The sequence below is a fragment of the Burkholderia stagnalis genome, from assembly GCF_902830275.1.
Lineage (GTDB): Bacteria > Pseudomonadota > Gammaproteobacteria > Burkholderiales > Burkholderiaceae > Burkholderia > Burkholderia stagnalis.
On sequence record NZ_CADESW010000021.1, the window covers coordinates 12,982 to 35,920 of the forward strand.

Below are 22,939 nucleotides of genomic sequence, written 5' to 3' on the forward strand. Positions count from 1 at the left end.
ATAAATTTGCGATGTGCTGGCACTTTTCATGGTACCTCGCGCCCACTACGATCGTCTTCAAGCCGGTACGTCGCCGGCCGTCACCCTGAAGCGAGATCCACCGTGCCCATCACCCTCAACGCCCACCAACAGCCCGTCGGGCAGCCGCTGCCCGACTGGTCCGCCCGCCCGCGCCCGCAACCCGTCACGCTCGGCGGCCGCCATTGCCGCCTCGAGCCGCTCGACGCCGAGCGTCACGCGGCGGACCTGTACGCCGCCTACGCGCAGGCCGCCGACGGCAGCGACTGGACCTACCTCGCGCACGGCCCCTATGCGGACGAGGCGAGCTACCGCGACTACGCGCGCGGCGCCGCCGCGAGCAGCGACCCGCTGCATTTCGCGGTGATCGATCTTGCAAGCGGCCGCGCGGTCGGCACGCTCGCGCTGATGCGCATCGACCCGGCCAACGGCGTGATCGAGGTCGGCTCCGTCACGTTCTCGCCGCGCCTGAAGCGCACGCCGGTGTCGACCGAGGCGCAATACCTGCTGATGAAGCACGTGTTCGACACGCTCGGCTACCGGCGCTACGAATGGAAATGCGACAGCCTCAACGTGCCGTCGCGCAAGGCGGCCGACCGGCTCGGCTTCCAATACGAAGGCACGTTCCGCCAGGCGCTGGTCTACAAGGGGCGCAACCGCGACACCGCGTGGTACGCGATCGTCGACGGCGACTGGCCAGCGCTCGCGGCCGCGTTCGATGCGTGGCTGTCGCCCGCCAACTTCGACGCACAGGGCGCGCAGCGCGCGTCGCTCGGCGCGATCCGCCACGCGCAGGCCAACGAGCGGGCCGCCGCGCGCGACCGCGCGGGCCACGGCGCGGCGCGCGTCGCGGTGCGCCCGCTCGAAGCCGCCGACGAGGCCGCGTGGCGGCCGCTGTGGCGCGCGTACCGGCAGTTCTACAACGCCCCGCTGAGCGACGCGGTGTTCGCGACGACGTGGGCGCGCCTGATGGACCCGGCGGAACCGATGTTCGTGCTCGGCGCGTTCGACGACGCGGGCACGCTGATCGGCATCGTGCATGCGCTGTTCCATCGCTCGTGCTGGACCGAGGGGCCGTATTGCTACCTGCAGGACCTGTACACCGCCGCCGAAGCGCGCGGGCGCGGCGCGGGCGGCGCGCTGATCGACGCCGTGTACGCGCGGGCGCGCGAGGCCGGCGCGAGCCGCGTGTACTGGCTCACGCACGAGACCAATACGACCGCCCGCGCGCTGTACGACCGCGTCGCCACCAACGCCGGGTTCATCCAGTACCGCAAGGATCTCGGGTAACGCCCGCGCGCGGCACCGACGCCGGGCGGATCATCTCGTCGCCGTTCACCGGCGCGGGCCGCAGCACGGGCCGGAATACCGGTTCGCCCGGCGCGATCGGCTGCCCGGAAATCGCGCAGCGGCCCGGCCGGGCGGCTGCGCGCAGCCGCCAGCGCTGCTCGCCGTAATGACAGCGGCCGCTTTCGACCCATCTGATCAGCAAAGCGTCGTCACCGGCCTCCAGGATCGTGACGAAGAGCTGCGGCCGCAGCGGCGAAATCACGCGGTCGGCGCGCTTGTGCGTCGATCTCCGCGCGTCGCCGATCGGGCTTTCGGTGAAATTCAGCATGCTCGACGGATTTCCATGGAGTGAACGGATGGGCCGCGAACGACCGGCGCACATGATACGAATTGAAGTTCACTTCAAGTAAAGGGGCTGTGCGCGCAACGGGGCGTTTCACGGCTCACGCCGATACCGATGCCAATGCCGATACCGATACCGATGCGGCTGTCGGTCCGGTGACGGGCCGCCCCCGCTCCGTCTCACCCCGGTGAGACGAACGTCCCGCGCGTCTCACACGCCGCGCGCCTTTGCGAAGCACAACAGAGTCCCATGGCCGCCCGCCGCATGCACGCGCAACGCCGCACGGATGACGCAGCGCACCGCCACCACCGTGCGCACCACTGGCATCGTTCCTGCATACGAATCGACCGCGCCACCGCGCGCCCGCCGCGACCGCGATTCGCGCCGGCCCCCAACCTGACGGAGACACCCTGTGAGCACACCCGCATCGGCAGTTCATTCCAGCATGAAGGCCGCGGTCTGGCGCGGCCGCCGCGACATCCGCGTCGAGGAGGTGCCCGTTCCGGACCAACCCGCCGCGGGCTGGGTCACGATCCGCGTGCACTGGTGCGGCATCTGCGGCTCGGACCTGCACGAATACGTCGCGGGCCCGGTCTTCATCCCGGTCGACGCGCCGCACCCGCTGACGGGCCTGAAAGGCCAGTGCATCCTCGGCCACGAATTCAGCGGCGAGATCGCGGCGCTCGGCGCGGGCGTGACGGGCTTCGCGCTCGGCGAGCGCGTGACGGCCGACGCGTGCCAGCATTGCGGCACCTGCTGGTATTGCCGGCACGGCCTGTACAACGTCTGCGAGAACCTCGCGTTCACCGGGCTGATGAACAACGGCGCGTTCGCCGAATTCGTGAACGTGCCCGCCGAGCTGCTGTACAAGCTGCCCGACGGCTTTCCGACCGAGGCCGGCGCGCTGATCGAGCCGCTCGCGGTCGGGCTGCATGCGGTGAAGAAGGCCGGCAGCATCGTCGGCCAGACGGTGGTCGTGGTCGGCGCGGGGACGATCGGCCTGTGCACGATCATGTGCGCGAAGGCGGCCGGCGCCGGGCGCGTGATCGCGCTGGAAATGTCGGCGGCGCGCAAGCAGAAGGCGCTGGAGGTAGGCGCGAGCGCGGTGATCGACCCGAAGGAAACCGATGCGCTCGCGCAGGTCAAGGCGTTGACGGGCGGCTACGGCGCGGACGTGTCGTTCGAGTGCATCGGCCACACCGCGACCGCGAAGCTCGCGATCGACGTGATCCGCAAGGCCGGCAAGGCCGTGATGGTCGGCATCTTCGAGGAGCCGGGCGCGTTCAACTTCTTCGACCTCGTGTCGACCGAGAAGGAAGTGATCGGCTCGCTCGCGTACAACGGCGAATTCGCGGACGTGATCCGCTTCATCGCGGACGGCCGCATCGACGTGCAGCCGCTGATCACCGGACGGATCGCGCTCGGCGACATCGTGTCGCGCGGCTTCGAGGAGCTGGTCAACCACAAGGACCGCAACGTGAAGATCATCGTCCGGCCGACGGCCGGCTGACGTGCGCGCCGGGGCCGGCCGCCCATCGCCGGCCCCGGCGCGCCGCCGCAATCGCGCGGCGCGTTACGCGCGCGAGCCGAGCAGCCCGCTGCGCTCGGCGAGCGCGCCGAACAGCAGGCCGATCGTCGTCCACATCACGGCCTGCATGCCGATCGCGGCCACGCGGAATTTCCACAGCAACGCGGCCGGGAACCCGTCGGGCACTTCGTTGAAGTCCGGCAGCGCGAACTGCACGAGCGCGATCAGCACGACGAACACGAGCCCGCCGCCGATCGACGCGTTCCATTCGCCGACGCGCGCAGCCAGCTGGCGGCGCACGCCGAGCGAGAACACCATCGCGGCAATCGAGATCGCGATCATCAGGAAGAACAGCCCCGTGCGCACGCCGATCGTTTCCGGATCGCCGACCGCCGGCGGATTGGCCGGGTATTTGAGGTTCGGCACGACGACCAGCGCGACGAACGCGGCCAGCGCGAGCCATGCGGACAACGCCCGCGCGCCGAGCTTCCCGACCCGCCCGTACGCATACGCGAACGTCAGTGCGAACAGCCCGCCGAACGCGGCCCCGTACGTGACGACGGCGGTCAGCAGGCCGACGCCGGCCTGCGTGTCACGGCTGACGAGTTCGGCTTCCGGCTCGTCGCCGTGCGAATGGGCTTCGCCATGCTTCTCTTCGAACGCGATCGCCTGGCTGACGTGCGGCTCCCCCGCCACCCTGGCGAAACCGAACGTGAGCAGACCCGCGGCAATGCCCGCGAGCATGCCGCGTACCAACAGCTTTCCGACCATGAACGCCCCCTGTCAGTGGCAAGGAAAGCCGAGCAGATGGCGGCCGTCGTGAACGAACTCGTGGACGAACATGCCGGGAATCAGCGACGTCGCGCCCTCTTCGGCGCCGACGAAGTACAGCGCCAGCAACAGGAGCAGGCCGCCGAACACGGCCCACGGCAGGAGTTCCCGGACGGGAATGGGCGCCGGTGCGACAACCGGCTTGAGAACTGCGTCGCTCATGATGAAACCTCCAGGGGGGAAAGCGCGCCCCGACGAACGGTTGAAGAATGACAGTGGCGACGAAGGCAGGTCTGGCTTTCGGAAACGTTGGCGACCGATTACAGTGGCGCGACCGCGCCGGATTCACACCGGCTTCCGCACTTCGCAACGGGGGGATTGTACGCGTGAACGTTCCGGATCAGAAAGCGTCGCGCCGCACGCCGTCGCCGCAGCGTACGCAGGTGCTGCTGATCGCCCATGCCGCGACGCAGGCCATGCGCACGGGCACGTTCCCCGACGACGACGCGCTGGACGCGCACGCACTCGCGCAGGTCGCGGACGCCCGCGTGCGGTTGCCGCAGTTGCAATATCCGCCCGGCGCGACGGTGCTATGCGGCCCGGCACGCTGCGCACGGCAAACCGCCGCCGCGCTGGCGCTGCCGGCGGCCATCGAGCCGGCGCTGGCCGACTGCGACTACGGCGCGTGGCGCGGCCGGCGTCTCGCCGACATCGCGCACGACGCGCCCGCGCAGCTCCACGCGTGGCTGACCGATCGGGCCGCGTCGCCGCACGGCGGCGAATCGTTCGACGCGGTGCGGCACCGGGTCGCCGCGTGGCTCGACCGGCTGCCGGCCGGCAACGTCGTTGCGATCGCATCGGCCGCGGTGATCCGCGCGGCGCTCGCGCACGCGGCGTGCGCCGCGCCGGAATCGGCGTGGCGCGCGGACGTCGCGCCGCTGTCGACGGTCGAGCTCGCGCGCGATGCGCACGGATGGTCGGTCGTATCCGGGTTCCCGCCCCGTGCAAGCGGCGATTGAATGCCGATATACTCGATCGCATCTGATTCGAGTTTCCGAACCCGTCTCATGGAACCTCCCGTGAAACCGCGCGCCGGCCTGCTCCTCGAACTCGTCGTCAACCTGCTGCTGCCGTGGGTCGCGTACCGGATCGCCCATCCGTATGTCGGCGAAGTCGGCGCGCTGTACGCGTCGGCGATTCCGCCGGTCGTCTGGTCCGTCGTCGAATTCATCCGCACGCGCCGCGTCGACGCGGTGAGCGCCGTCGTGCTGTTCGGCATTGCGCTGTCGATCGTCGCGATGGCGCTCGGCGGCAGCCCGCGCGCGCTGCTGATGCGCGAATCGCTCGCGTCCGGCGCGATCGGCATCGTGTTCCTGCTGTCGCTCGTGCGCGAACGTCCGCTGATCTTCTATCTCACGCGCGCCACCGTGGCCCGCGGCATGGCGGGCGGCGCCGCACGCTTCGAATCCGCGTGGGACGAGCAGCCCGTGCTGCGGCAGACGCTGCGCCTGATGACGTTCGTCTGGGGCGCCGGGATGAGCCTGGAAATGCTGTTCCGCTGCTGGATGGTGGTGAACTGGCCCGTCGAGCGCGTGCTGGTCGTGTCGCCGATCACCGGCTATGCGGTGTTCGGCGGCCTGCTGGTCTGGACGTTCTGGTACCGGCGGCGCATCCGCGAGCGCAGCAGCGTCGACATCCCGAACCGCGACGGCTTCACCGAAACCGCCGGCCGCTGACGGCCGCGCGGCGCGCATGCGCCGGCCCGCCCCATTCTGCGGCCGAACCTGACGGTCCTGTATGATGCGCGGCGTCTTGTCTGATCAATACGCCGCTCATGTCCGTTACGACCCTCCCGTTCATCGCGACCTGGATCGCCCTGTTCGCCGCCGCGGCGCTCGCCTGGTGCCGCCCGCTGCGCATGGCCAGCCTGGTGCTGGCGGCCGTCGGCTATGCCGGCGCGCTCACGCTCGGCCAGCTCGCGCCGCTCGCGCTGGTGCCGTTTGCGGTGCTCGCGCTGGCCGCGTGGGGCGTGTCCGCGGCGCGCCCGCCCGCGGTGCGCGTCGCCGCGCATGTCGTGTTCATCGCCGTCGCGGTCGCGCTGAGCCTGCACCTGCTCCCCGGCTTCCATAACCCGCGCGTGATCGACCCGACCCGCTTCACGCCCGACGCCGCGCCGTTCACGATGTACCTGAATCTCGACAAGCCGCTCGTCGGCCTGTGGCTGCTGTGGGTGCTGCCGTGGGTTCATCCGCGCGTCGCGCTGTCGCGCGCGTGGCGCACGGGCGTCGTCGCCGCGCTCGCGACGTCCGCGGCGTGCCTCGCCGGCGCCACCGCGTTCGGCATGGTCGGCTGGGCGCCGAAGTGGCCGGCGGCCGGCTGGCTGTGGCTCGCGAACAACCTGCTGCTCGTGACGCTCGCCGAGGAGGCGCTGTTTCGCGGCTACGTGCAGGGCGGGCTGACTCGGGTGCTGGCGGGGTTCGCGTGGGGGCCTTGGGCGGCGCTCGCGGTGGCCGCGGTGCTGTTCGGCGCCGCGCACGCGGCGGGCGGCGGGCCGTGGATCGTGCTCGGCACGGTGGCCGGCGTCGGCTACGGCCTCGCGTTCCGCCGCGGCGACCTGTTCGCGGCCGCGCTCGCGCACGCCGGGCTGAACGCAATCCACTTCGGCCTGTTCACCTACCCGATGCTGGCTGCCGCGCGCTGATGCGCGGCCGATGGCGGGCTTACTTGATCTGGTCGGCGATCGGCTGCAGGAATTCGGAGAAGCCGGTCAGCATGATCTGCACGCCGATGCACAGCAGCAGGAACGCGGACACGCGCATCGCGACCTTGGTGCCTTCGGTGCCGAGATAGCGTGCGAGGAACGCGGAGCGGCTGTAGGTCTGCCAGATCACCACCGCGACGAGCGCGGACACGGCCAGCGACACGATGCTCGACAGCATGAATTCCGACAGCTTGTGCGTGCGGTTCGCGTTCAGCGCGATCGCGGTCGCGATCGAGCCGGGGCCGGTCGTCAGCGGCATGGTGAGCGGGAAGAATGCGCGCGTCATGATCGCGTTCGCGTCGATCGGCTTGACGGGCGTGTCGCCGCCGCCCGGCACGTCCGGCTCGTTCAGCATCCGCCAGCCCGACACGGCCACCGCGAAGCCGCCGCCGATGCGCAGCGCTTCCATCGAGATCCCGAAGAAATGCAGCACCGGCGTGCCGGCGAAGAACGCGACCATCAACACGATGAACGAGTTGAACGCGACCTTCTTCGCGAGCATGTCGCGCTCGTGCTCGGTCAGCGATTCGGTGCGTTCGAGGAACAGGAACGCGATGCCGATCGGATTGATGATGCCCATCAGGCCGGTGAAGCCGAACAGGATCTCGGAGATAAGGCGGTTGACGATCATCGGGCAGGGAACGGTCAAGGCATAACCGGCGGGCGTGCCGGGGGTCACGCATTGTAGAGCAAGCCTTTCCGTTTGCGGGACGGGCGGGACAGACGACACGCCCGCCCGCGCCGCCGGGCGCGCTTAGGCGTCGCCGGCCTCCCAGGCCGGCGGCCGCTTCGCGAAGAACGCCGCGAAGCCCTCCTTCGCCTCGGCCGTCGCGCGCACGCGCGAGATCGTCTGCGCGGTGAACGTCGCCCGCGCATCGGACGGCGGATACTCGCCGATCGCGTCGAAGAAGCGCTTGATCTCCATCAGCGCGTTCGGGCCGTTGCGGCCCAGCTCCGCGAGCGTCTTGCCGAGCGCTTCGTCGAGCGCGTCGAGCGGCACCGCCTGGTGAATCAGCCCGATCTCGACCGCCTCGCGCGCGGTGAGCTGGGTCGCGGTCAGCGCGAGCCGGCGCGCCTGGCGCTGGCCCACCGCCTCGACCAGATACGGGCCGATCACGGCCGGCAGGATGCCGAAGCGCGCCTCGCTGACGGCGAAGCGCGCATGCTCGCTCGCGATCACGATGTCGCACGCGGCGCACAGGCCCACGCCGCCGCCGAACGCGTGGCCCTGCACGCGCGCGACCGTCGGTTTCGGGCACTGCCGGATCGCGCGCATCATCGCCGCGAAGCGTTCCGCGTCGCGCAGGTTCGCGGCCGCGTCGTTCGCGCTCGCGCGCTGCATCCATTGCAGATCGGCGCCCGCGCAGAACGCGCGGCCGTCCGAGCGCAGCACGATCGCGCGCACGTCGTCGCGCGCGCCGAGCACGGTGAACGTGTCGGTGAGTTCGGCGATCATCGTTTCGTCGAACGCGTTGAGCACGTCGCCGCGCGCCAGCGCGACGGTCGCGATGCCGCGCGCATCGACGGCCACGGCCAGGGTCTTCAGTTCATCGATCTTCAAGCGGGGTTCCTCGTTTTTGCTGGTATCGGGCGTCATGCGGCATGGCGCCGGTCGATCACGCGCCGGGCCTTGCCGGTCGCGGTCGCCGGAATGCCGCCGGCCGGCAGCACCGTCACGCCCGCGGACACGCCGACCATCGTCTTGATCCGGTGCTGCAGCTCGCGCGCGATCGCGTGGCGATCGCCGTCCGCCACGTTCGCGGCCTCCGAGCGCAGCTCGACCGCGAGGTCGAGCCGGTCCATGTGGCCGTCGCGCGAGATCGTCAGCTGGTACTGGCCGGACAGCGCCGGCAGCGCGACGACGAGCTCCTCGATCTGGCTCGGGAACACGTTCACGCCGCGGATGATCAGCATGTCGTCGGAGCGGCCGGTGATCTTCGCGAGGCGGCGCATCGCGCGCGCCGTGGGCGGCAGCAGCGCGGTGAGGTCGCGCGTGCGGTAGCGGATCACCGGCATCGCCTCCTTCGTCAGCGACGTGAACACCAGTTCGCCTTCGCTGCCGTCGGGCAGCACCTCGCCCGTCACGGGGTCGATGATCTCCGGGTAGAAATGGTCTTCCCACACCACCGGGCCGTCCTTGGTCTCGATGCACTCGCACGCGACGCCCGGGCCCATCACCTCGGACAGCCCGTAGATGTCGAGCGCGTCGATGCCGGCGCGCGTCTGCACTTCCTCGCGCAGCGCCTGCGTCCACGGCTCCGCGCCGAAAATGCCGATCTTCAGCGACGATTCGGCCGGGTCCATCCCCTGCCGCACCATCTCGTCGATCAGGTTCAGCATGTACGACGGCGTGACGAGGATGATCTTCGGCTCGAAATCGCGGATCAGCTGCACCTGCTTCTCGGTCTGCCCGCCCGACATCGGCACGACCATGCAGCCGAGCCGCTCCGCGCCGTAGTGGATGCCGAGCCCGCCCGTGAACAGCCCGTAGCCGAACGCGTTGTGCAGCGTGTCGCCCGGGCGCCCGCCCGCCGCGCGGATCGAGCGCGCGATCAGGTTCGCCCAGGTGTCGATGTCGCGCGCCGTGTAGCCGACCACGGTCGGCTTGCCGGTCGTGCCGCTCGACGCGTGCACGCGCACCACCTGCTCGCGCGGCACCGCGAACAGCCCGAACGGGTAGTTGTCGCGGAAGTCGGTCTTCGTCGCGAACGGGAATTTCGCGAGATCGGCGAGCGTCTTCAGGTCGTCCGGATGCACGCCCGCCGCGTCGAACGTGCGGCGGTAGTGCGGGACGTTGTCGTACGCGTGGCGCAGCGACCACTTGAGCCGCTCGAGCTGCAACGCCTGGAGTTCGTCGCGGCTGGCGGTCTCGATCGGGTCGAGCGCGGCCATCGGGTGCGTCGGGGTGTTCATCGGGGGCTCCTCCAATGGAGAGTGATGTCGTTATCGTGTTCGGGGCGGCGCGCCGCTACGCGTGGAACCCGCGGCCGGCCGCGTGCAGCGCCGCGATGCGCGGCGACACGCGGTAGCGGTCCTCGCCGTAGCTCGCGGCCAGGTGCGACAGCACGCGATGCACGCGCGCGACGCCGATCGCGTCCGCCCAGGCGAGCGGGCCGCACGGATAGTTGACGCCCTTTTCCATCGCGAGATCGAGGTCGGCGGGCGAGCACACACCCTGGTTCACCGTGTCGGCCGCTTCGTTCGCGAGCATCGCGACGGTGCGCATCACGACCATGCCCGGCACGTCCGCGAGGCCGATCACGCGATAGCCGGCCTGCTGGAACAGGCCGACCGCGTCCGCATAGGCCGCGTCGCTGCACTGGAGCGCGCGGGTGAGCGCGACGAGCCCGGCCTGCGCGTAATCGCGCGCGAGGTCGACCAGCACGAGATCGGCCGTGCCCGTTTGCGCGGCGCGCCCAGTCGCGGTGCGGCCGTCGGTCAGCGCGATCGATGCGCGGCCGGCTGTCGCGAGCAGGTCGTCGGGATGCGCGAGCGCCTGCCGCGCGCCGGCAATGCGCTCGACGAAGCGCGCATGCAGCGCGGCGGCCGGGCCGGCCTGCGCGAACAGCGTGACGGCGCCCGGCGCGTCGCGCGGCGGCTCGACGTCCGGCGCCGGCGGCGCCGCGCCGTCCGCGTACGAATAGAAACCGCGGCCGGACTTGCGGCCGAGGAAGCCCGCATTGACGAGCTCCTGCTGGATCAGCGACGGCGTGAAGCGCGGGTCGTTGAAGTACGCGCGGAACACCGACTCGGTCACCGCGAAGTTCACGTCGTGGCCGATCAGGTCCATCAGCTCGAACGGCCCCATCCGGAACCCGCCCGCTTCGCGCATCACCGCGTCGATCGACGCGGGCGCGCCGCCCTGCTCGTTCAGCACGCGCAGCGCTTCGGCGTAATACGGCCGCGCGACGCGGTTGACGATGAAGCCCGGCGTCGACTTCGCCATCACCGGCCGCTTGCCCCACGCGGCGGCGGTGTCGTACAGCACCTGCGCGACCTCGGGCGCGGTCGCGAGCCCGCTGACCACCTCGACGAGCGCCATCAGCGGCGCCGGGTTGAAGAAATGCAGCCCGGCCACGCGCTGCGGCACGCGCAGGCCTGCCGCGATCGACGTGATCGAGATCGACGACGTGTTGGTCGCGAGCAGGCACGCATCGTCGACATGGCGTTCGAGCGTCGCGAAGATCTCGCGCTTCACATCGAGCCGCTCGGCCGCCGCCTCGACGATCAGCGCGGCCGGCGCAAGCGCGTCCAGCGCGCGCACCGCGCTCAGCCGGTTCGCCGCGGCATCCGCCTGCGCCGGGTCGAGCCGGCCCTTTTCCGCGAGCCGCGCGAACTGCGCGCGGATGCCGGCGAGCGCCTTGTCGCAGGCCGCCTCGTTCAGGTCGTACAGCAGCACCGTGTGGCCGGCCGCCGCCGCCACCTGCGCGATGCCCGCGCCCATCGCGCCCGCGCCGATCACGCCGACGACCGCCGCCGGCGCCAGCGCGCCCGAGTACACCGATTGTGCAGAGGAAACAGCCATCGCTTGCGATCCGTCAAGGAAGTGGGAATGTCGGCGATTATAAACCGACCGGTCGGTAGATTTATGTCAGGGCGAGCCCGAATTCGTCGCGCAAAAGACCGTTACCGAAACCGTAGAAAATGAAAAATATCGGGCACTTTTTCCAAACCGAAAGGTCAACGTAAGGGTTCGATTTCAGGATAGCGGCCCGCATCCACCTGATAAAATCCCGCAAACCGCCGGATTTCAGGGAGAAACCGCGTGCCACGCCGCCATTGCCGCGCATCGCCGGCCGCCCTTTCGGGGCCGGACCCGAGCCGCCGGCCATGCCCGGCGGCGATCCGGCCCCGCTTCCAGCAGCCAGCCGCATCGAACCGGTTCGCCCTGCGACGGGCATCAGCCCGCCCGCGCCACGCGCCTCCTCGACGCGGCGAACCCGGGCAGCGCCTGTCGGCGCCGCCGTCTTTCAGTGCCATCGTCATCGTTCGGCGGATTTCCCGGCCGGGCTTCGTCCAACCCGTGACGGCGCGTCGCGCGCCGCCACTCGAATAAGGAAAACCCACCATGCCGCTCTCGTCCAACCAGCTCCCGCGCTGGACCCTCTGGGCCCCGCTTGCCGCCTGGCTGGTGCTCGCGCTGTCGCGCGTCGTACCAGCCGAAGGTCTCGTCATCGCGGTGTTCGCGGCCGCGCTCGCGGGCGCCGTGTTCGCCGCCGTCCACCATGCGGAAGTCGTCGCGCACCGCGTCGGCGAACCGTTCGGCACGCTCGTGCTCGCGGTCGCCGTGACCGTCATCGAAGTCGCGCTGATCGTGTCGGTGATGCTCGGCGCGGGCCCCGAGAAATCCGGCCTCGCGCGCGATACGGTGTTCGCCGCGGTGATGATCATCTGCAACGGCATCGTCGGCATCTGCCTGCTCGTCGGCGCGTGGAAGCACGGCGAGCAGGATTTCCACGGGCGCGGCGCGAGCAAGGCGCTCGCGGTGCTCGCGTCGCTGTCGGTGCTGTCGCTCGTGATGCCGAACTACCTGAGCGCCGCGCCGGGCCCGCAGTTCTCGAATTCGCAGCTCGCATTCGCCGGCGTGTCGTCGCTGGTGCTGTACGGCGTGTTCGTGTTCGTGCAGACCGTGCGCCACCGCGACTACTTCCTCGCCGCGCACGACAGCGCGAACGAATCCGTGCACGCGGCGCCGCCGAGCAACCGCACCGCGGTGATCAGCCTTCTGCTGCTGTTCGCAAGCCTCGTTGCCGTCGTGCTGCTCGCGAAGCTGCTGTCGCCGGCGGTCGAGCACGCGGTGCTGACGCTCGGCGCGCCCGAGGCTGCGGTCGGCATCGTGATCGCCGCGCTCGTGCTGCTGCCCGAAGGGCTCGCGGCCGTCACCGCGGCACGCGCGAACCGCCTGCAGACCAGCATGAACCTCGCGCTCGGCTCGGCGCTCGCGAGCATCGGGCTGACCATTCCGACAGTTGCCGCGGTGTTCATCTGGATCGGCCAGCCGCTCACGCTCGGCATCGGCGCGATGGAAACCGTGCTGCTGTCGCTGACGCTGCTCGTCAGCACGCTGACGCTCAGCGCCGGGCGCACGACCGTGCTGCACGGCGTCGTGCACCTGTCGCTGTTCGCCGCATATCTGTTCCTGTCGGTCACGCACTGATGGCCGGCGCGATGCCCGGCGCGCGGCGCGGTGTGCGCAAGCATGCCGCGCGCCACGCCGCATCGGCCTGGCTGATCGGCATCCTGCTGTCGCTGCCGGCGCCCGCGAGCCACGCGCAGCCGGCCGGCGCGCCCGACGATGGTGCGTCGGGCTGGCATTTCGACGGCTCGCTGCTGGACTATGGCGACCGGGACACCGACGGCAATGCGCTCTACGTGGTCTGCGAAGCCGGCCGGCTCCGGGCCTCGGTACTGGTGAGCGCCGCCGATCTGCAGGACGGCCAGCGCGTGCGCATGACATTCGCGTCGAACAGCGCGCGCGTCACCGGCCGCGCCACGCTCGCGCTGTCGGACCTCGACATGTACGCAGTCGGCGAGATCAAGGATCGGGCGCGGTTCTATCGCCTGTTCGAAGGCGACGGGGCGCTTCGGATCGACGTCGAAGGCAATCTCAGGCGGCTCCCGCTGCGCGGCGCACGCGAACAGGCCGTTCGACTGAAAGCTGCCTGCCCCGTCAGGTGAGCCCGCCCGGATCGCCGGCACGGGCGTCGCATGCGAGCCCTTCGCCAGCGTCGAGCAGCGCGGATCCGCGCCAGGAATGGTGACGACGGCAGCAACGGGCTGGGCATGGTCGGAAAGACGTTATTCCACTCGACCATGCGCCGTCGAATGTCGTATTGAAAAAACGGCATTTCCGCACGCGGCCGACGCTTCGAAACGCGCCGCCCACTACACATCCGAATAGACGGCGACGTCGAACTTCGCATCGAGCGCCGTCGCGATCTCCTCGAGTACGCGCGCCCACTCGCGCATCGGCTCCAGGCTGTCGCCGCAATCCGGCCCGAGCGCGAAAAATGCGCGCTTCATGTATGGCTCGTTGATCTCGGCGGGCATGTTCCGCGGCTTCACATCGAACCACAGCACCCCCTGACACGACCCGGCACCAGGCGCCCTGACCGAATCGATCGCGAAGATCCCCACGGTAAGAATCGCGCCGTGGCGAAACCGGAAGCTGTCGCCGCCACAACGAAACCCGGACCACGCGCGATCGTGCGAGCGAAACACGAAGAGCGCGTCGTCGTCACCCGTCATCGCCGCACCGGCAGACACCATCGCCACAGTCGAGCCGTCAGTTCCCGCGTCGACCTCCACGTATCGTTCGATTACACGCCGGAGCTCGTCGAACAGGGCGCGAGCGGCCCCGGGAACAGCCAGTCTCCTGACATGCGCCGCGTCGCCAGCGGGAACCGGCTGGTCGTGCGCGTCGCGTTTCGCCAGCCTCGACAGGATGACGGCCGGTGCGATCAGCGCCACCACCGCCGCTGCGCCGCCGGCCAGCGCGCCGTAGCGCGACGCAACCACCCACGCCGCGATTGCGGCGGGAATCAGGTAAAGCATCCGGATCAATCTGCGCCCTCGTTATATGTCTTGTCGCATACCGTCATGCTAACGATCAGTCGGCCGGGCCGAGCGGATCGTGCAACAGCACCGCCTCACACCACTCCGCCTGCCGCATGCTCCGCGAGAAAACGCTCGACCATCGCATTGAAACGCGGCAGCGCCGGATTGTCGTTGTCCGTGCGCCACGCGAGATACAGCTCGGCCGCGACGTCGACATCCGCCAGCGGCCTGAACACGACCCCGCCGACAGATTGTCACGCGCGCTGGCGGCCCGACTCGGTGTGCGCGACGGTCAGCCGGTCCAGCTCGCGCAGGTCGTTTTCCAGCGCCGGCGTAAGCGTCGTGCGCAAGTGCTCGAGGAAAGTGCGGATCTTCGCATCGAGATAGCGGCGCGTCGCGTACACCGCGTAGACACTCAGCGTCTGCAGCCGATATTCGGGCAGCACGCGGATCAGGCGGCCTGCGCGGATATCGTCGAGCACCGTATACAGCGCGACGCACGCGATCCCGCGCCCGGCACGCACGGCCACGCACAGCGCGTCCGGCACGTTGACCTGGAACGGCGTGGGCGGCAGCTCGAGCACCTGCTCGTCGCCGTCCTTGTGTTCGAGCCGCCATTCGCCGGCCGGCGACGCCGGCGTGTCGAGCCGCAGGCAGGTGTGCTTCGGCAGGTCTTCCGGCGTCTGCGGCGTGCCGTGCCGCGCAAGGTAGTCGCGCGACGCGACGAGCACGCTGCAGCTCGTGCCGCACGTCTGCGCGACGTAGCCCGAATCCGGCAGTTGCGACGCGGTGACGATCGACACGTCATAGCCCTCCTCGACGAGATTCGGCATCCGCTGCGCGAGCGTCAGCTCGACCGACACGTCCGGGTTGTCCTCCTGGTAGCGGACGATCGACGACACGACGTGGCTCTGCCCGAGCCCCGTCATCGCGTGGATGCGCATCTTGCCCGACGGCCGCAGCAGCGCGTTGCGCGCCTCCGCGTTCGCATAGTCGATTTCCGCGAGGATCGATTTCGCGCGCTCGAAATAACGCTGGCCGCTTTCGGTGAGGCCGAGGTGGCGCGTCGTGCGATGCAGCAGCCGCGTCTGCACGTGCGCCTCGAGGTTCGAGACGGCGCGCGACACCTGCGCGGTGGTCGCGTCGATTTCTTTGGCGACCGCGGTGAAACTGCCGGCTTCGACAACGCGCACGAACAGGCGCATGTTTTCGAGCATGTCCATTGGATAGGCTTGGGGGAAAGTAGATAAGGAAGTGTCGGCCGCGCTCGCGTCAGGTGGGCAACGGGATACGGCCGGGAACCCCGTTGACGCGATCACCATGCCGGAGAGAAGGCGGGAGAGCGGGCATCGCGTGCGTAGTCCAGGTGTTCGGGGGAATCAGTGGCCCGAATTGTACGCCGCCGCGAACAACTTTGCGCTGTTGCGCCACCGTGCCGCCAGATGAAAGCAATACGAAAGAATGCCGATTTCGTGCGCGCGTCGCGCCATTGCGGCGCGACAATTTATATCACAATGAGATACAATTCCGCGCACCTCGACGCACGCCTCACCGCTTTTTCCTCATACGTTACATGTCGTCCGGCTCCTCCCCGTCGCGCCGCACCTTGCGGCAGTGGCTGCACAGCTTCACCCCGCTTCCGCTGACTCTTGGCTGGCGCGAGCGCCTGCGCTCGTGCGCCGGCGCGCTGGTCGGCATCGCGACGGTCGGCGCGACGATGCGGGTGCTGCCCGGCGTGCCGGGGCTCGTGCCGCTGCTGGTGGCGCCGATGGGCGCGTCGGCGGTGCTGCTGTTCGCGGTGCCCGCGAGCCCGCTCGCGCAGCCGTGGTCGATCATCGGCGGCAACCTGGTCGCGGCCACCGTCGGCGTCGCGTGCGCGCAATGGATCGCCGATCCGATCACCGCCGCCGCGCTGGCCGTCGCGGGCGCGATCGGCGGGATGTTCGCGCTGCGCTGCGTGCACCCGCCGTCGGGTGCGGTCGCGCTGACGGCCGTGCTCGGCGGCTCGGCCATCCACGCGCTCGGTTTCCGCTTCGTGCTCGAGCCGATCGCGCTGCAATCGGCAATCCTGCTGTCGGCGGCGCTCGCCTACCACGCGCTCACCGGCCACCGCTATCCGCACGGCGGCGCGCGGCCCGACGCGAAGCCGAAGGCCGGTCCGAAGCCGGCACCCGCGCACGGCGGCTTCACGCGCGAGGATCTCGACGCGGTGCTCAAGCGCCGCAGCGAATGGCTCGATGTCGCGCCGGACGATCTCGAAGCGCTGCTGCGCGAAACCGAACTGCAGGCGTATGCGCGCACGTTCGGCCAGCTCACCTGCGCGGACCTGATGACCAAGCGCGCGGTGAGCGTCGCGCCGTCGACATCGGTGACGGCCGCGCTCACGCTGCTCGACCGGCATCGCGTGAAGGCGCTGCCCGTCGTCGATGCGGACCACCGCCTGGCCGGGATCGTCACCCGCGCCGACCTGACGCGCCCGTCGCGCCGCCCGGCGCCGCTGTGGCAGCGGCTGTCCGCGCGCCTGCCGCAATCGTTCGGCGGCCAGCCTGCGAGCGTCGGCACCGTGATGAGCCGCGACGTCGCGTCGGTGCCGCACACGCTGCCGCTGACCGCGCTCGTGCCGCTGTTTGCGCATTCCGGTCACCACCACATTCCTGTCGTTGACGCATCGCGCCGGCTCGTCGGCATCGTCACGCAAACCGACCTCGTCACGGGGCTTTACCAGCAGACGCAGATGCTCGAGGCTGCGTAGCCGGGCACCGCGGCGACGCGATTCATATGTCGTATTTCGCCTATCGCCGCAGCTCGCCCATTTATATCACATCGTGATATATTTCCCGGCTACCACAATCGCTTTCCGCCGACGATGACCCAAACCCGACGCGCGCTGCACAAATCCGATTTCGAGCAGTTGTCCGAATTCCGCTACCAGATGCGCCGTTTCGAGCGCTTCTCCGAACGCGCCGCGCAGAGCGAAGGCGTGACACCGCTGCAATACCTGCTGCTGCTGCACGTCAAGGGCTATCCGCAACGCGAATGGGCGACCATCGGCGAGCTCGCGGAACGCCTGCAGGCGCAGCATCACGGCGTGGTCGCGCTGGTGACGCGCTGCGAAGCGCTCGGCCTCGTGAAGCGCAAGCCGAGCGAAACGGACCGCCGCCAGGTGGAGGTGCATCTGGAAGAAGCCGGCGAAACACTGCTCGCGCGCCTCGCGGCGATGCACCGCGCCGAACTGAAGTCGCTCAAGGGCGCCTTCCAGGTGCCTCAACTCGATTACTGACCCTTGCTCCCGCCACGCCGATGAACGCCCCGCACAAACGCGATTTCGCGACCAACGACCGCCTGCCCAGGATCGCCCTGCTCGCCGCCTGCATCGGCGTGCTGAGCACGCTCGCGGCGTTCGTCCTGCTGAGCCTGATCCACCTGTTCACGAACCTGTTCTTCTTCCAGCAGTTCTCGTTCGCCGACCGCTCGCCCGCGGGCAACACGCTCGGCGCATGGGTGATCGCGGTGCCGGTGATCGGCGGGCTGATCGTCGGGATGATGGCGCGCTTCGGCTCGGAGAAGATTCGCGGCCACGGCATCCCCGAGGCGATCGAGGCGATCCTGTTCGGCAAGAGCCGCATGTCGCCGAAGGTCGCGATCCTGAAACCGCTGTCGTCGGGCGTCGTGATCGGCAGCGGCGGCCCGTTCGGCGCCGAGGGGCCGATCATCATGACAGGCGGCGCGCTCGGCTCGCTGGTCGCGCAGTGCGTGAAGGTCACCGCCGCCGAGCGCAAGACGCTGCTCGTCGCCGGCGCCGCGGCCGGCATGACCGCCGTGTTCGGCACGCCGGTCGCCGCGGTGCTGCTCGCGGTCGAGCTGCTGCTGTTCGAATGGCGCCCGCGCAGCTTCCTGCCGGTCGCGCTCGCATGCGCGGTCGCCGGTTTCGCGCGCGCGGTGTTGTTCGGCGTCGAGCCGTTGTTTCCACTGACGACCGCCGCGCCGTCGCCGGTCGCGCTCGTGTCGTGCGTGGTCGCGGGCCTGCTGTCGGGCGCGCTCGCGTGCGGGCTGTCGGCCGCGCTGTACCGCGTCGAAGACGCGTTCGCGAAGCTGCCCGTGCACTGGATGTGGTGGCCCGCGCTCGGCGCGGTCGCGATCGGCGTCGGCGGCTGGCTCGAACCGCGCGCGCTCGGCGTCGGCTACGACGTGATCGGCGACCTGCTGCACCAGCACATCGCGCTGCGGATCGCGCTCGCGCTGCTGGTCGTGAAGGCCGTGATGTGGGTGATCGCGCTCGGCTCCGGCACATCGGGCGGCGTGCTCGCGCCGCTGCTGATGCTCGGCGCGGGGCTCGGCGCCGTGCTGTCGCCGGTGCTGCCGGGCGGCGACCCGGCCCTGTGGCCGCTCGTCTGCATGGCCGCGACGCTGGGCGCGACGCTCGGCGCGCCGCTCACCGCGATCGTGTTCGCGTTCGGCCTCACGCACGACACCAACGCGCTGCTGCCGCTGCTCGCGGCGACGCTGGTCGCGCACGGCTTCGCGACCGTCGTGATGAAGCGTTCGATCATGACCGAGAAGATCGCGCGCCGCGGCTATCACATCTATCGCGAATACGGCGTCGATCCGCTCGAGCGGCACGACGTCGCCGAAGTGATGACGCGCGCCGCGTCGATCGTCACGATCGACGCGGACACCCCGCTCGCGGAAGTCGACGCGACGTTCTTCGGCGCGCGGCAAACGCACCGCGCGTATCCGGTCGTGAAGGACGGCCGCCTGCTCGGGGTCGTCGATCGCGCACTGCTCGACGCGCAGCGCGCGACGTTCGCACCCGATACGCCGGTCGCGCGCGTGCTGGCCGGTCACGCGCCCGCCATCGCGCTGGCGCACGAAACGTGCCGCCTCGTCGCAACGCGTCTCGCGGTGCTCGGCCTCGAGCGGCTGCCCGTCGTCGACGATGCGCAGTCGCTGCGCATGACAGGCCTCGTGTCGCGCAGCGACCTGATCAAGCCGGCGCTCCAGCACTTCGACGAGGAACACAAGCGCGAGCGCTTCCGGCCGATCGTGCCGGCGAATGCGCGTCGCAGCCTCGGCGCCGCACGCAAGACCAGCTGAATCGCGCATCGACGCGTATTTGAAGTTGCTTGACAGTTCGACGCGCGAAAGTTTGTCATCATGAGCCTCATGCGACGGGGCCTTCCTTCAGTTCGTCCACGATAACGCGTCGCGGCGCGGCATCCGCATGGATGCCGCACGCTGCGACCCTTCACCCATCACACGCCCGGGCAGCGAGACGACCGGACGACGCACGCGTCGTCCCGTGCAGCAGGCTGTGCAGCATCAGATCCGCGGTTTGGCAAGCGCCTTAACATCTTGTTTCGGAATCGCCGGAACCCGCTCCGAACGGTGGACTCTCACCTTACGCAGTACTGCTGCGCATCCCGCTCAATCAATCACGACCCGAGGGAGATAACGTGAAATACTTACCGCTCATCGCACTGACCGTTGCCATTTCCGCGCACGCGGCCGACCCGTCCGCCGTGCAGAACGTGGGGCAAAGCCAGAAACCCGCTGAGGAAGTGTCGGCATGCATCGCGAAGACCTGGGCAGACAAATCCCAGCAACAGGTCGTCTCGCAGAACGTGCTCGCGAACGGCCTCGCGACCGACGTGTACGCGCCGGGCCAGCAACCGCCGAACGGCGCAGCCGCCATGGTGCGTCCGGCCAACACCGCAGGTGCGAAGACCTGGGTCGGCTTCCGTGCCGGCAGCGGCGCGGGCGCCGACGCCGCGGGCGCGATCAGCGCCTGCCTGTAACGTGTACGCGTGGACGGCCTTGCGCCGTCCGCGATGCATCAACGAAAAAACCCCGCATTTGCGGGGTTTTTTCATTGCATGGCCGCAGCCGTTCGCCGCGCGCATTACATCGTTACAGATAGCTGCAGACGTAGTCGAGCGTCTCGATCACTTCGATGTCGAAGCGGCTCTTGCCCGGCACCGAGAACGATTCGCCCGCGCCGTAGGTCTGCCATTCGGTGCTGCCGTCGAGCTTCACGCGGCATTTGCCGGCCTGCACTTCCATCAATTCGGGCGCGTCCGTGCCGAAGTTGAGCGCGCACGGCAGGATCACGCCGAGCGTCTTGCGCGTGCCGTCCGGGAACAGCACGGTATGCGAGACGCACTTGCCGTCGAAATAGACGTTGGCGCGCTTGACGACCGACACGTTGTCGAACTGGGTTGCACTGGTCATGTATTGCCTCTGATTGCTGGATGCCGAAAGATTGGACGTTGTTGGAAACCGGCAGGCATCGCCGGCCGGCCGATATGATACCGGCTTGCCGCCGGCACGCCGGAACCGGGCGCTACCGGCGCGATTTTCTCAGGATCACTGGATAATTTCTTCACGGCAGCGGAGTTCCCTGCTCACCTCAGCCCTTGCCGCCGCGCGGAATCGCGCAGGCAGTCGAGCAGCATCGCCGCGGCCGGCGTGAGCGGGCTGTCGCGGCGCGTCACCACCTGCACCGACACGGCCGGCAGCCGCTCGCGGATCGGCAGTATCGCGAACCGGTCGCGCGCCCAGTCGGCGTTGAGCAGTTGCTCCGGCATCGACGCGAGCAGGTCGGACCCCGTCATCAGGCTGTGCGCGAGCCCGAAGCTCGGGCACTCGACGATCCGCGCGGGCACCGGCAGGCCATGCGCGACGAAGCAGTTGAACAGCACCTGCGTCGAGCTTTCCGGCGACGGATTCATCAGCCAGTCGGCATCGACGAGATCGGCGAGCGACGTGGCCGCCGCGAGCGGATGCCCTTTGCGCGCAACGATCAGCGAGCGGCTCGAATAGAGCTCCGCGTGATCGAACTCCGCCGCGAGCAGCTCGGGCACGACCACCGCGACCGCGAAATCGAGCGAGCCGTCGTGCAGCCTCGGCAGCGCGACGCCCGGGAACCCTTCGATCAGGCTCACCCGCGCGACCGGAAAGCGCCGCCGGAACGCGCGAAACGCATCGGGCAGGATCGTCACCGCCGCGGCCGGCGTGATGGCCGCCGCGACGGAGCCCGTCATCTCGCCCTGCGCCTGCTCGATGTCGTCGCGCGCACGCTGCATCTCGGCGACGATCAGCCGCGCGCGCACCTGCAGCCGCTGGCCGAAGCCGGTCAACTGCACGCCGCGCGCGGTGCGCACGACGAGCGAAACGCCGAGCGCGATCTCCAGCTCCTTGACCGCCTTGGTCAGCGCCGCCGGCGACACGTTCAGGCGGCGCGCGGCCGCGCGGATGCTGCCCTCCTCCGCGACGGTGACGAACGCTTTCAACTGATGGTATTTCATGACGACGCGCGTGATACGTGGAAACCCGGATGCGCTTCCGCATGCACGATCTCAGGGTGTTCCCTAGCGGCAACCGGCGGTGAGCACCAAAGCAATTTATCAGCTTATGGTGCGCGAAAGAAATTTATATGCTGCGACGTCATAAGCGCGTCAACCACCCCCACGGAGACACCATGCAGCCAGCGAATCCCGTCATCCCCGGCATCGCCGCGATCGCCCCCGAGCTGATCGAGGTGCGGCGCAGGATTCACGCTCACCCGGAACTGGCGTTCGAGGAAACGCTGACGAGCGATCTCGTCGCCGAGCTGCTCGCCGGCTGGGGCTACGAGGTCCACCGCGGCCTCGGCAAGACGGGCGTGGTCGGCGTGCTGCGCGAAGGGCAAGGCACGCGCACGATCGGCCTGCGCGCCGACATGGACGCACTGCCGCTCGCGGAAGCCACGGGCCTGCCGTATGCGAGCCGCCATGCGAACAAGATGCATGCATGCGGCCACGACGGCCACACCGCGATGCTGCTGTGCGCGGCGCGCCATCTCGCGGCGACGCGCAAGTTCTCCGGCACGCTGAACCTGATCTTCCAGCCGGCCGAGGAGAACTTCGGCGGCGCGAAGGCGATGATGGACGATGGCCTGTTCGACCGCTTCCCGTGCGATGCGATCTTCGCGATCCATAACATGCCGGGCCGCGCGGCCGGCGACATGGCGTTCCGCACCGGCGCGGCGATGGCCTCCGCCGACCGCGTGACGATCACGCTGCGCGGCGTCGGCGGCCACGGCGCGATGCCGCATTTCGCGCGCGACCCGATGTCGGCGGCGGGCAGCATCATGGTCGCGCTGCAGACGATCGTCGCGCGCGAGGTCGACGCGCAGCAGGCCGCCGTGATCACGGTCGGCAGCGTGCAGGCCGGCGAGACGTTCAACATCATCCCCGAGACGGTCGTGATGAAGCTGTCGGTGCGCGCGCTAAGCGCCGACGTGCGCCAGCTGCTCGCGCGCCGCATCGACGCGCTCGCGAAAGGCCAGGCCGAGAGCTTCGGCGTGACGGCCGACGTGCAGTACGACTACGGCTACCCCGTGCTCGTCAATCATCCGGAGCCGACCGCGTTCGCCACCGACATCGCGCGCCAGATGCTCGGCGCGGCACGCGTCGAGGCCGACGCCGCGCCGCTGATGGGCAGCGAGGATTTCGCGTTCATGCTCGAAGCGCGCCCCGGCTGCTACGCGTTCATCGGCAACGGCACCGGCAGCAAGGGCGGCTGCATGGTGCACAACCCCGGCTACGACTTCAACGACGACATCCTCGCGATCGGCGCGAGCTACTGGGTCCGCCTGGCCGAAGCCTGGCTCGCGGCCTGACGGTTCTTCTCC

Annotated in this window: 23 protein-coding genes, 2 pseudogenes and 1 riboswitch; of the genes and pseudogenes, 12 read left to right on the forward strand and 13 right to left on the reverse strand. The window is 69.5% G+C overall.

Going from position 1 to position 22,939, the window contains the following annotated elements:
• The first annotated feature begins 102 nt into the window (after positions 1-102).
• Positions 103-1,308, forward strand: a complete 1,206-nt coding sequence (locus HWY45_RS28520) for a GNAT family N-acetyltransferase (protein ID WP_059883868.1) — start codon at positions 103-105, stop codon at positions 1,306-1,308.
• Here the strand turns inward: HWY45_RS28520 and HWY45_RS28525 are convergent.
• Positions 1,280-1,570, reverse strand: a pseudogene (locus HWY45_RS28525) (DUF3331 domain-containing protein); the annotation flags it as partial. The gene HWY45_RS28520 and the pseudogene HWY45_RS28525 overlap by 29 nt on opposite strands.
• 526 nt (positions 1,571-2,096) lie before the next feature.
• On the opposite strand from HWY45_RS28525, the gene HWY45_RS28530 reads away from it, so the two are divergent.
• Positions 2,097-3,161, forward strand: a complete 1,065-nt coding sequence (locus HWY45_RS28530; protein WP_059883867.1) for a 2,3-butanediol dehydrogenase — start codon at positions 2,097-2,099, stop codon at positions 3,159-3,161.
• A 63-nt stretch (positions 3,162-3,224) separates the two neighbouring features.
• Here the strand turns inward: HWY45_RS28530 and HWY45_RS28535 are convergent, their stop codons facing one another.
• Together HWY45_RS28535 and HWY45_RS28540 are read right to left on the reverse strand one after the other, a co-directional pair.
• Positions 3,225-3,950 carry a CbtA family protein gene (locus HWY45_RS28535; protein WP_059883866.1) on the reverse strand — a complete coding sequence of 242 codons (726 nt, stop codon included), beginning with the start codon at positions 3,948-3,950 and terminating at the stop codon, positions 3,225-3,227.
• Between the two features lie 12 nt (positions 3,951-3,962).
• Positions 3,963-4,172 carry a CbtB domain-containing protein gene (locus HWY45_RS28540; RefSeq protein WP_017329174.1) on the reverse strand — a complete coding sequence of 70 codons (210 nt, stop codon included), beginning with the start codon at positions 4,170-4,172 and terminating at the stop codon, positions 3,963-3,965.
• Positions 4,173-4,219: 47 nt separating this feature from the next.
• Positions 4,220-4,361: riboswitch (cobalamin riboswitch) on the reverse strand.
• On the opposite strand from HWY45_RS28540, the gene HWY45_RS28545 reads away from it, so the two are divergent.
• The 3 genes from HWY45_RS28545 to HWY45_RS28555 all read left to right on the forward strand — a co-directional run bounded on the left by HWY45_RS28545 (position 4,337) and on the right by HWY45_RS28555 (position 6,651).
• On the forward strand, positions 4,337-4,969 hold the full coding sequence (locus tag HWY45_RS28545; RefSeq protein ID WP_150998808.1) for a histidine phosphatase family protein: 633 nt from the start codon (positions 4,337-4,339) through the stop codon (positions 4,967-4,969). (Overlaps the previous riboswitch by 25 nt.)
• A 60-nt stretch (positions 4,970-5,029) precedes the next feature.
• A complete protein-coding gene (locus tag HWY45_RS28550; RefSeq protein WP_059810378.1) occupies positions 5,030-5,686 on the forward strand; it encodes a VC0807 family protein in 657 nt (218 codons plus the stop codon).
• 98 nt (positions 5,687-5,784) lie between these two features.
• Positions 5,785-6,651 carry a CPBP family glutamic-type intramembrane protease gene (locus HWY45_RS28555; RefSeq protein ID WP_059883865.1) on the forward strand — a complete coding sequence of 289 codons (867 nt, stop codon included), beginning with the start codon at positions 5,785-5,787 and terminating at the stop codon, positions 6,649-6,651.
• 19 nt (positions 6,652-6,670) lie between these two features.
• Here HWY45_RS28555 and HWY45_RS28560 read toward each other — a convergent pair whose 3' ends face one another.
• From HWY45_RS28560 to HWY45_RS28580, 5 genes are all read right to left on the reverse strand, one after another.
• Complete coding sequence (locus HWY45_RS28560) at positions 6,671-7,342, reverse strand: MarC family protein (protein ID WP_059565687.1); 672 nt, start codon at positions 7,340-7,342, stop codon at positions 6,671-6,673.
• Between the two features lie 123 nt (positions 7,343-7,465).
• Positions 7,466-8,266, reverse strand: coding sequence for an enoyl-CoA hydratase-related protein (locus tag HWY45_RS28565; protein ID WP_059883882.1), 801 nt, complete (start codon positions 8,264-8,266; stop codon positions 7,466-7,468).
• Between the two features lie 38 nt (positions 8,267-8,304).
• The gene (gene paaK, locus HWY45_RS28570) at positions 8,305-9,624 is read right to left on the reverse strand and encodes a phenylacetate--CoA ligase PaaK (RefSeq protein WP_059565686.1); all 1,320 of its coding nucleotides are present in this window, start codon (positions 9,622-9,624) and stop codon (positions 8,305-8,307) included.
• Positions 9,625-9,679: 55 nt separating this feature from the next.
• Positions 9,680-11,236 (reverse strand): 3-hydroxyacyl-CoA dehydrogenase, encoded by a 1,557-nt coding sequence (locus HWY45_RS28575; RefSeq protein ID WP_059810319.1) that lies wholly within the window; start codon positions 11,234-11,236, stop codon positions 9,680-9,682.
• A gap of 61 nt (positions 11,237-11,297) precedes the next feature.
• A complete protein-coding gene (locus tag HWY45_RS28580; protein ID WP_150998811.1) occupies positions 11,298-11,585 on the reverse strand; it encodes a hypothetical protein in 288 nt (95 codons plus the stop codon).
• Positions 11,586-11,779: 194 nt separating this feature from the next.
• On the opposite strand from HWY45_RS28580, the gene HWY45_RS28585 reads away from it, so the two are divergent.
• Positions 11,780-12,868: a calcium:cation antiporter gene (locus tag HWY45_RS28585; RefSeq protein WP_059565684.1), complete on the forward strand. Its 1,089-nt coding sequence runs from the start codon at positions 11,780-11,782 to the stop codon at positions 12,866-12,868.
• Positions 12,868-13,389, forward strand: a complete 522-nt coding sequence (locus tag HWY45_RS28590) for a hypothetical protein (protein WP_230942540.1) — start codon at positions 12,868-12,870, stop codon at positions 13,387-13,389. Before HWY45_RS28585 ends, HWY45_RS28590 begins: the two co-directional genes overlap by 1 nt.
• Positions 13,390-13,596: 207 nt before the next feature.
• Here the strand turns inward: HWY45_RS28590 and HWY45_RS28595 are convergent, their stop codons facing one another.
• The 3 genes and pseudogenes from HWY45_RS28595 to HWY45_RS28605 form a co-directional block, all read right to left on the reverse strand.
• A complete protein-coding gene (locus HWY45_RS28595; RefSeq protein ID WP_230946962.1) occupies positions 13,597-14,265 on the reverse strand; it encodes a hypothetical protein in 669 nt (222 codons plus the stop codon).
• 95 nt (positions 14,266-14,360) lie between these two features.
• Positions 14,361-14,516: pseudogene (locus tag HWY45_RS28600) on the reverse strand (LysR family transcriptional regulator); the annotation flags it as partial.
• Between the two features lie 6 nt (positions 14,517-14,522).
• Positions 14,523-15,491, reverse strand: coding sequence for a LysR family transcriptional regulator (locus HWY45_RS28605; protein ID WP_059565682.1), 969 nt, complete (start codon positions 15,489-15,491; stop codon positions 14,523-14,525).
• 350 nt (positions 15,492-15,841) lie between these two features.
• On the opposite strand from HWY45_RS28605, the gene HWY45_RS28610 reads away from it, so the two are divergent.
• The 4 genes from HWY45_RS28610 (at position 15,842) to HWY45_RS28625 (ending at position 20,063) form a co-directional block, all read left to right on the forward strand.
• Positions 15,842-17,020: an HPP family protein gene (locus tag HWY45_RS28610; RefSeq protein ID WP_059883862.1), complete on the forward strand. Its 1,179-nt coding sequence runs from the start codon at positions 15,842-15,844 to the stop codon at positions 17,018-17,020.
• 114 nt (positions 17,021-17,134) lie between these two features.
• Positions 17,135-17,548, forward strand: a complete 414-nt coding sequence (locus HWY45_RS28615) for a MarR family winged helix-turn-helix transcriptional regulator (protein WP_059883861.1) — start codon at positions 17,135-17,137, stop codon at positions 17,546-17,548.
• Positions 17,549-17,568: 20 nt separating this feature from the next.
• Positions 17,569-19,362: a chloride channel protein gene (locus HWY45_RS28620; RefSeq protein WP_059883860.1), complete on the forward strand. Its 1,794-nt coding sequence runs from the start codon at positions 17,569-17,571 to the stop codon at positions 19,360-19,362.
• Between the two features lie 359 nt (positions 19,363-19,721).
• Entirely contained in the window at positions 19,722-20,063 is a 342-nt protein-coding gene (locus HWY45_RS28625; RefSeq protein WP_059883859.1) for a hypothetical protein, read from the forward strand.
• 112 nt (positions 20,064-20,175) lie between these two features.
• On the opposite strand, the gene ppnP is transcribed toward HWY45_RS28625, so the two are convergent.
• Both ppnP and HWY45_RS28635 read right to left on the reverse strand, forming a co-directional pair.
• Entirely contained in the window at positions 20,176-20,496 is a 321-nt protein-coding gene (gene ppnP / locus HWY45_RS28630) for a pyrimidine/purine nucleoside phosphorylase (protein ID WP_059810310.1), read from the reverse strand.
• A gap of 173 nt (positions 20,497-20,669) precedes the next feature.
• The gene (locus tag HWY45_RS28635) at positions 20,670-21,572 is read right to left on the reverse strand and encodes a LysR substrate-binding domain-containing protein (RefSeq protein WP_059565676.1); all 903 of its coding nucleotides are present in this window, start codon (positions 21,570-21,572) and stop codon (positions 20,670-20,672) included.
• A gap of 173 nt (positions 21,573-21,745) precedes the next feature.
• Here HWY45_RS28635 and HWY45_RS28640 point away from each other — a divergent pair, with 173 nt between their 5' ends.
• Positions 21,746-22,927 (forward strand): M20 aminoacylase family protein, encoded by a 1,182-nt coding sequence (locus HWY45_RS28640; protein WP_059883858.1) that lies wholly within the window; start codon positions 21,746-21,748, stop codon positions 22,925-22,927.
• Positions 22,928-22,939: the final 12 nt, after the last annotated feature.

Bases quoted from the DNA above. Each gene is read 5' to 3' on its own strand.
- HWY45_RS28580 (WP_150998811.1), bottom strand. From the start codon at position 11,585: ATGCGGCTGGCTGCTGGAAGCGGGGCCGGATCGCCGCCGGGCATGGCC.
- HWY45_RS28635 (WP_059565676.1), bottom strand. From the start codon at position 21,572: ATGAAATACCATCAGTTGAAAGCGTTCGTCACCGTCGCGGAGGAGGGC.
- HWY45_RS28590 (WP_230942540.1), top strand. From the start codon at position 12,868: ATGGCCGGCGCGATGCCCGGCGCGCGGCGCGGTGTGCGCAAGCATGCC.
- HWY45_RS28585 (WP_059565684.1), top strand. From the start codon at position 11,780: ATGCCGCTCTCGTCCAACCAGCTCCCGCGCTGGACCCTCTGGGCCCCG.
- HWY45_RS28595 (WP_230946962.1), bottom strand. From the start codon at position 14,265: ATGCTTTACCTGATTCCCGCCGCAATCGCGGCGTGGGTGGTTGCGTCG.
- ppnP (WP_059810310.1), bottom strand. From the start codon at position 20,496: ATGACCAGTGCAACCCAGTTCGACAACGTGTCGGTCGTCAAGCGCGCC.
- HWY45_RS28560 (WP_059565687.1), bottom strand. From the start codon at position 7,342: ATGATCGTCAACCGCCTTATCTCCGAGATCCTGTTCGGCTTCACCGGC.
- HWY45_RS28530 (WP_059883867.1), top strand. From the start codon at position 2,097: ATGAAGGCCGCGGTCTGGCGCGGCCGCCGCGACATCCGCGTCGAGGAG.
- HWY45_RS28605 (WP_059565682.1), bottom strand. From the start codon at position 15,491: ATGGACATGCTCGAAAACATGCGCCTGTTCGTGCGCGTTGTCGAAGCC.
- HWY45_RS28640 (WP_059883858.1), top strand. From the start codon at position 21,746: ATGCAGCCAGCGAATCCCGTCATCCCCGGCATCGCCGCGATCGCCCCC.
- HWY45_RS28620 (WP_059883860.1), top strand. From the start codon at position 17,569: ATGAACGCCCCGCACAAACGCGATTTCGCGACCAACGACCGCCTGCCC.
- HWY45_RS28555 (WP_059883865.1), top strand. From the start codon at position 5,785: ATGTCCGTTACGACCCTCCCGTTCATCGCGACCTGGATCGCCCTGTTC.
- HWY45_RS28615 (WP_059883861.1), top strand. From the start codon at position 17,135: ATGACCCAAACCCGACGCGCGCTGCACAAATCCGATTTCGAGCAGTTG.
- HWY45_RS28540 (WP_017329174.1), bottom strand. From the start codon at position 4,172: ATGAGCGACGCAGTTCTCAAGCCGGTTGTCGCACCGGCGCCCATTCCC.
- HWY45_RS28575 (WP_059810319.1), bottom strand. From the start codon at position 11,236: ATGGCTGTTTCCTCTGCACAATCGGTGTACTCGGGCGCGCTGGCGCCG.
- HWY45_RS28610 (WP_059883862.1), top strand. From the start codon at position 15,842: ATGTCGTCCGGCTCCTCCCCGTCGCGCCGCACCTTGCGGCAGTGGCTG.
- HWY45_RS28535 (WP_059883866.1), bottom strand. From the start codon at position 3,950: ATGGTCGGAAAGCTGTTGGTACGCGGCATGCTCGCGGGCATTGCCGCG.
- paaK (WP_059565686.1), bottom strand. From the start codon at position 9,624: ATGAACACCCCGACGCACCCGATGGCCGCGCTCGACCCGATCGAGACC.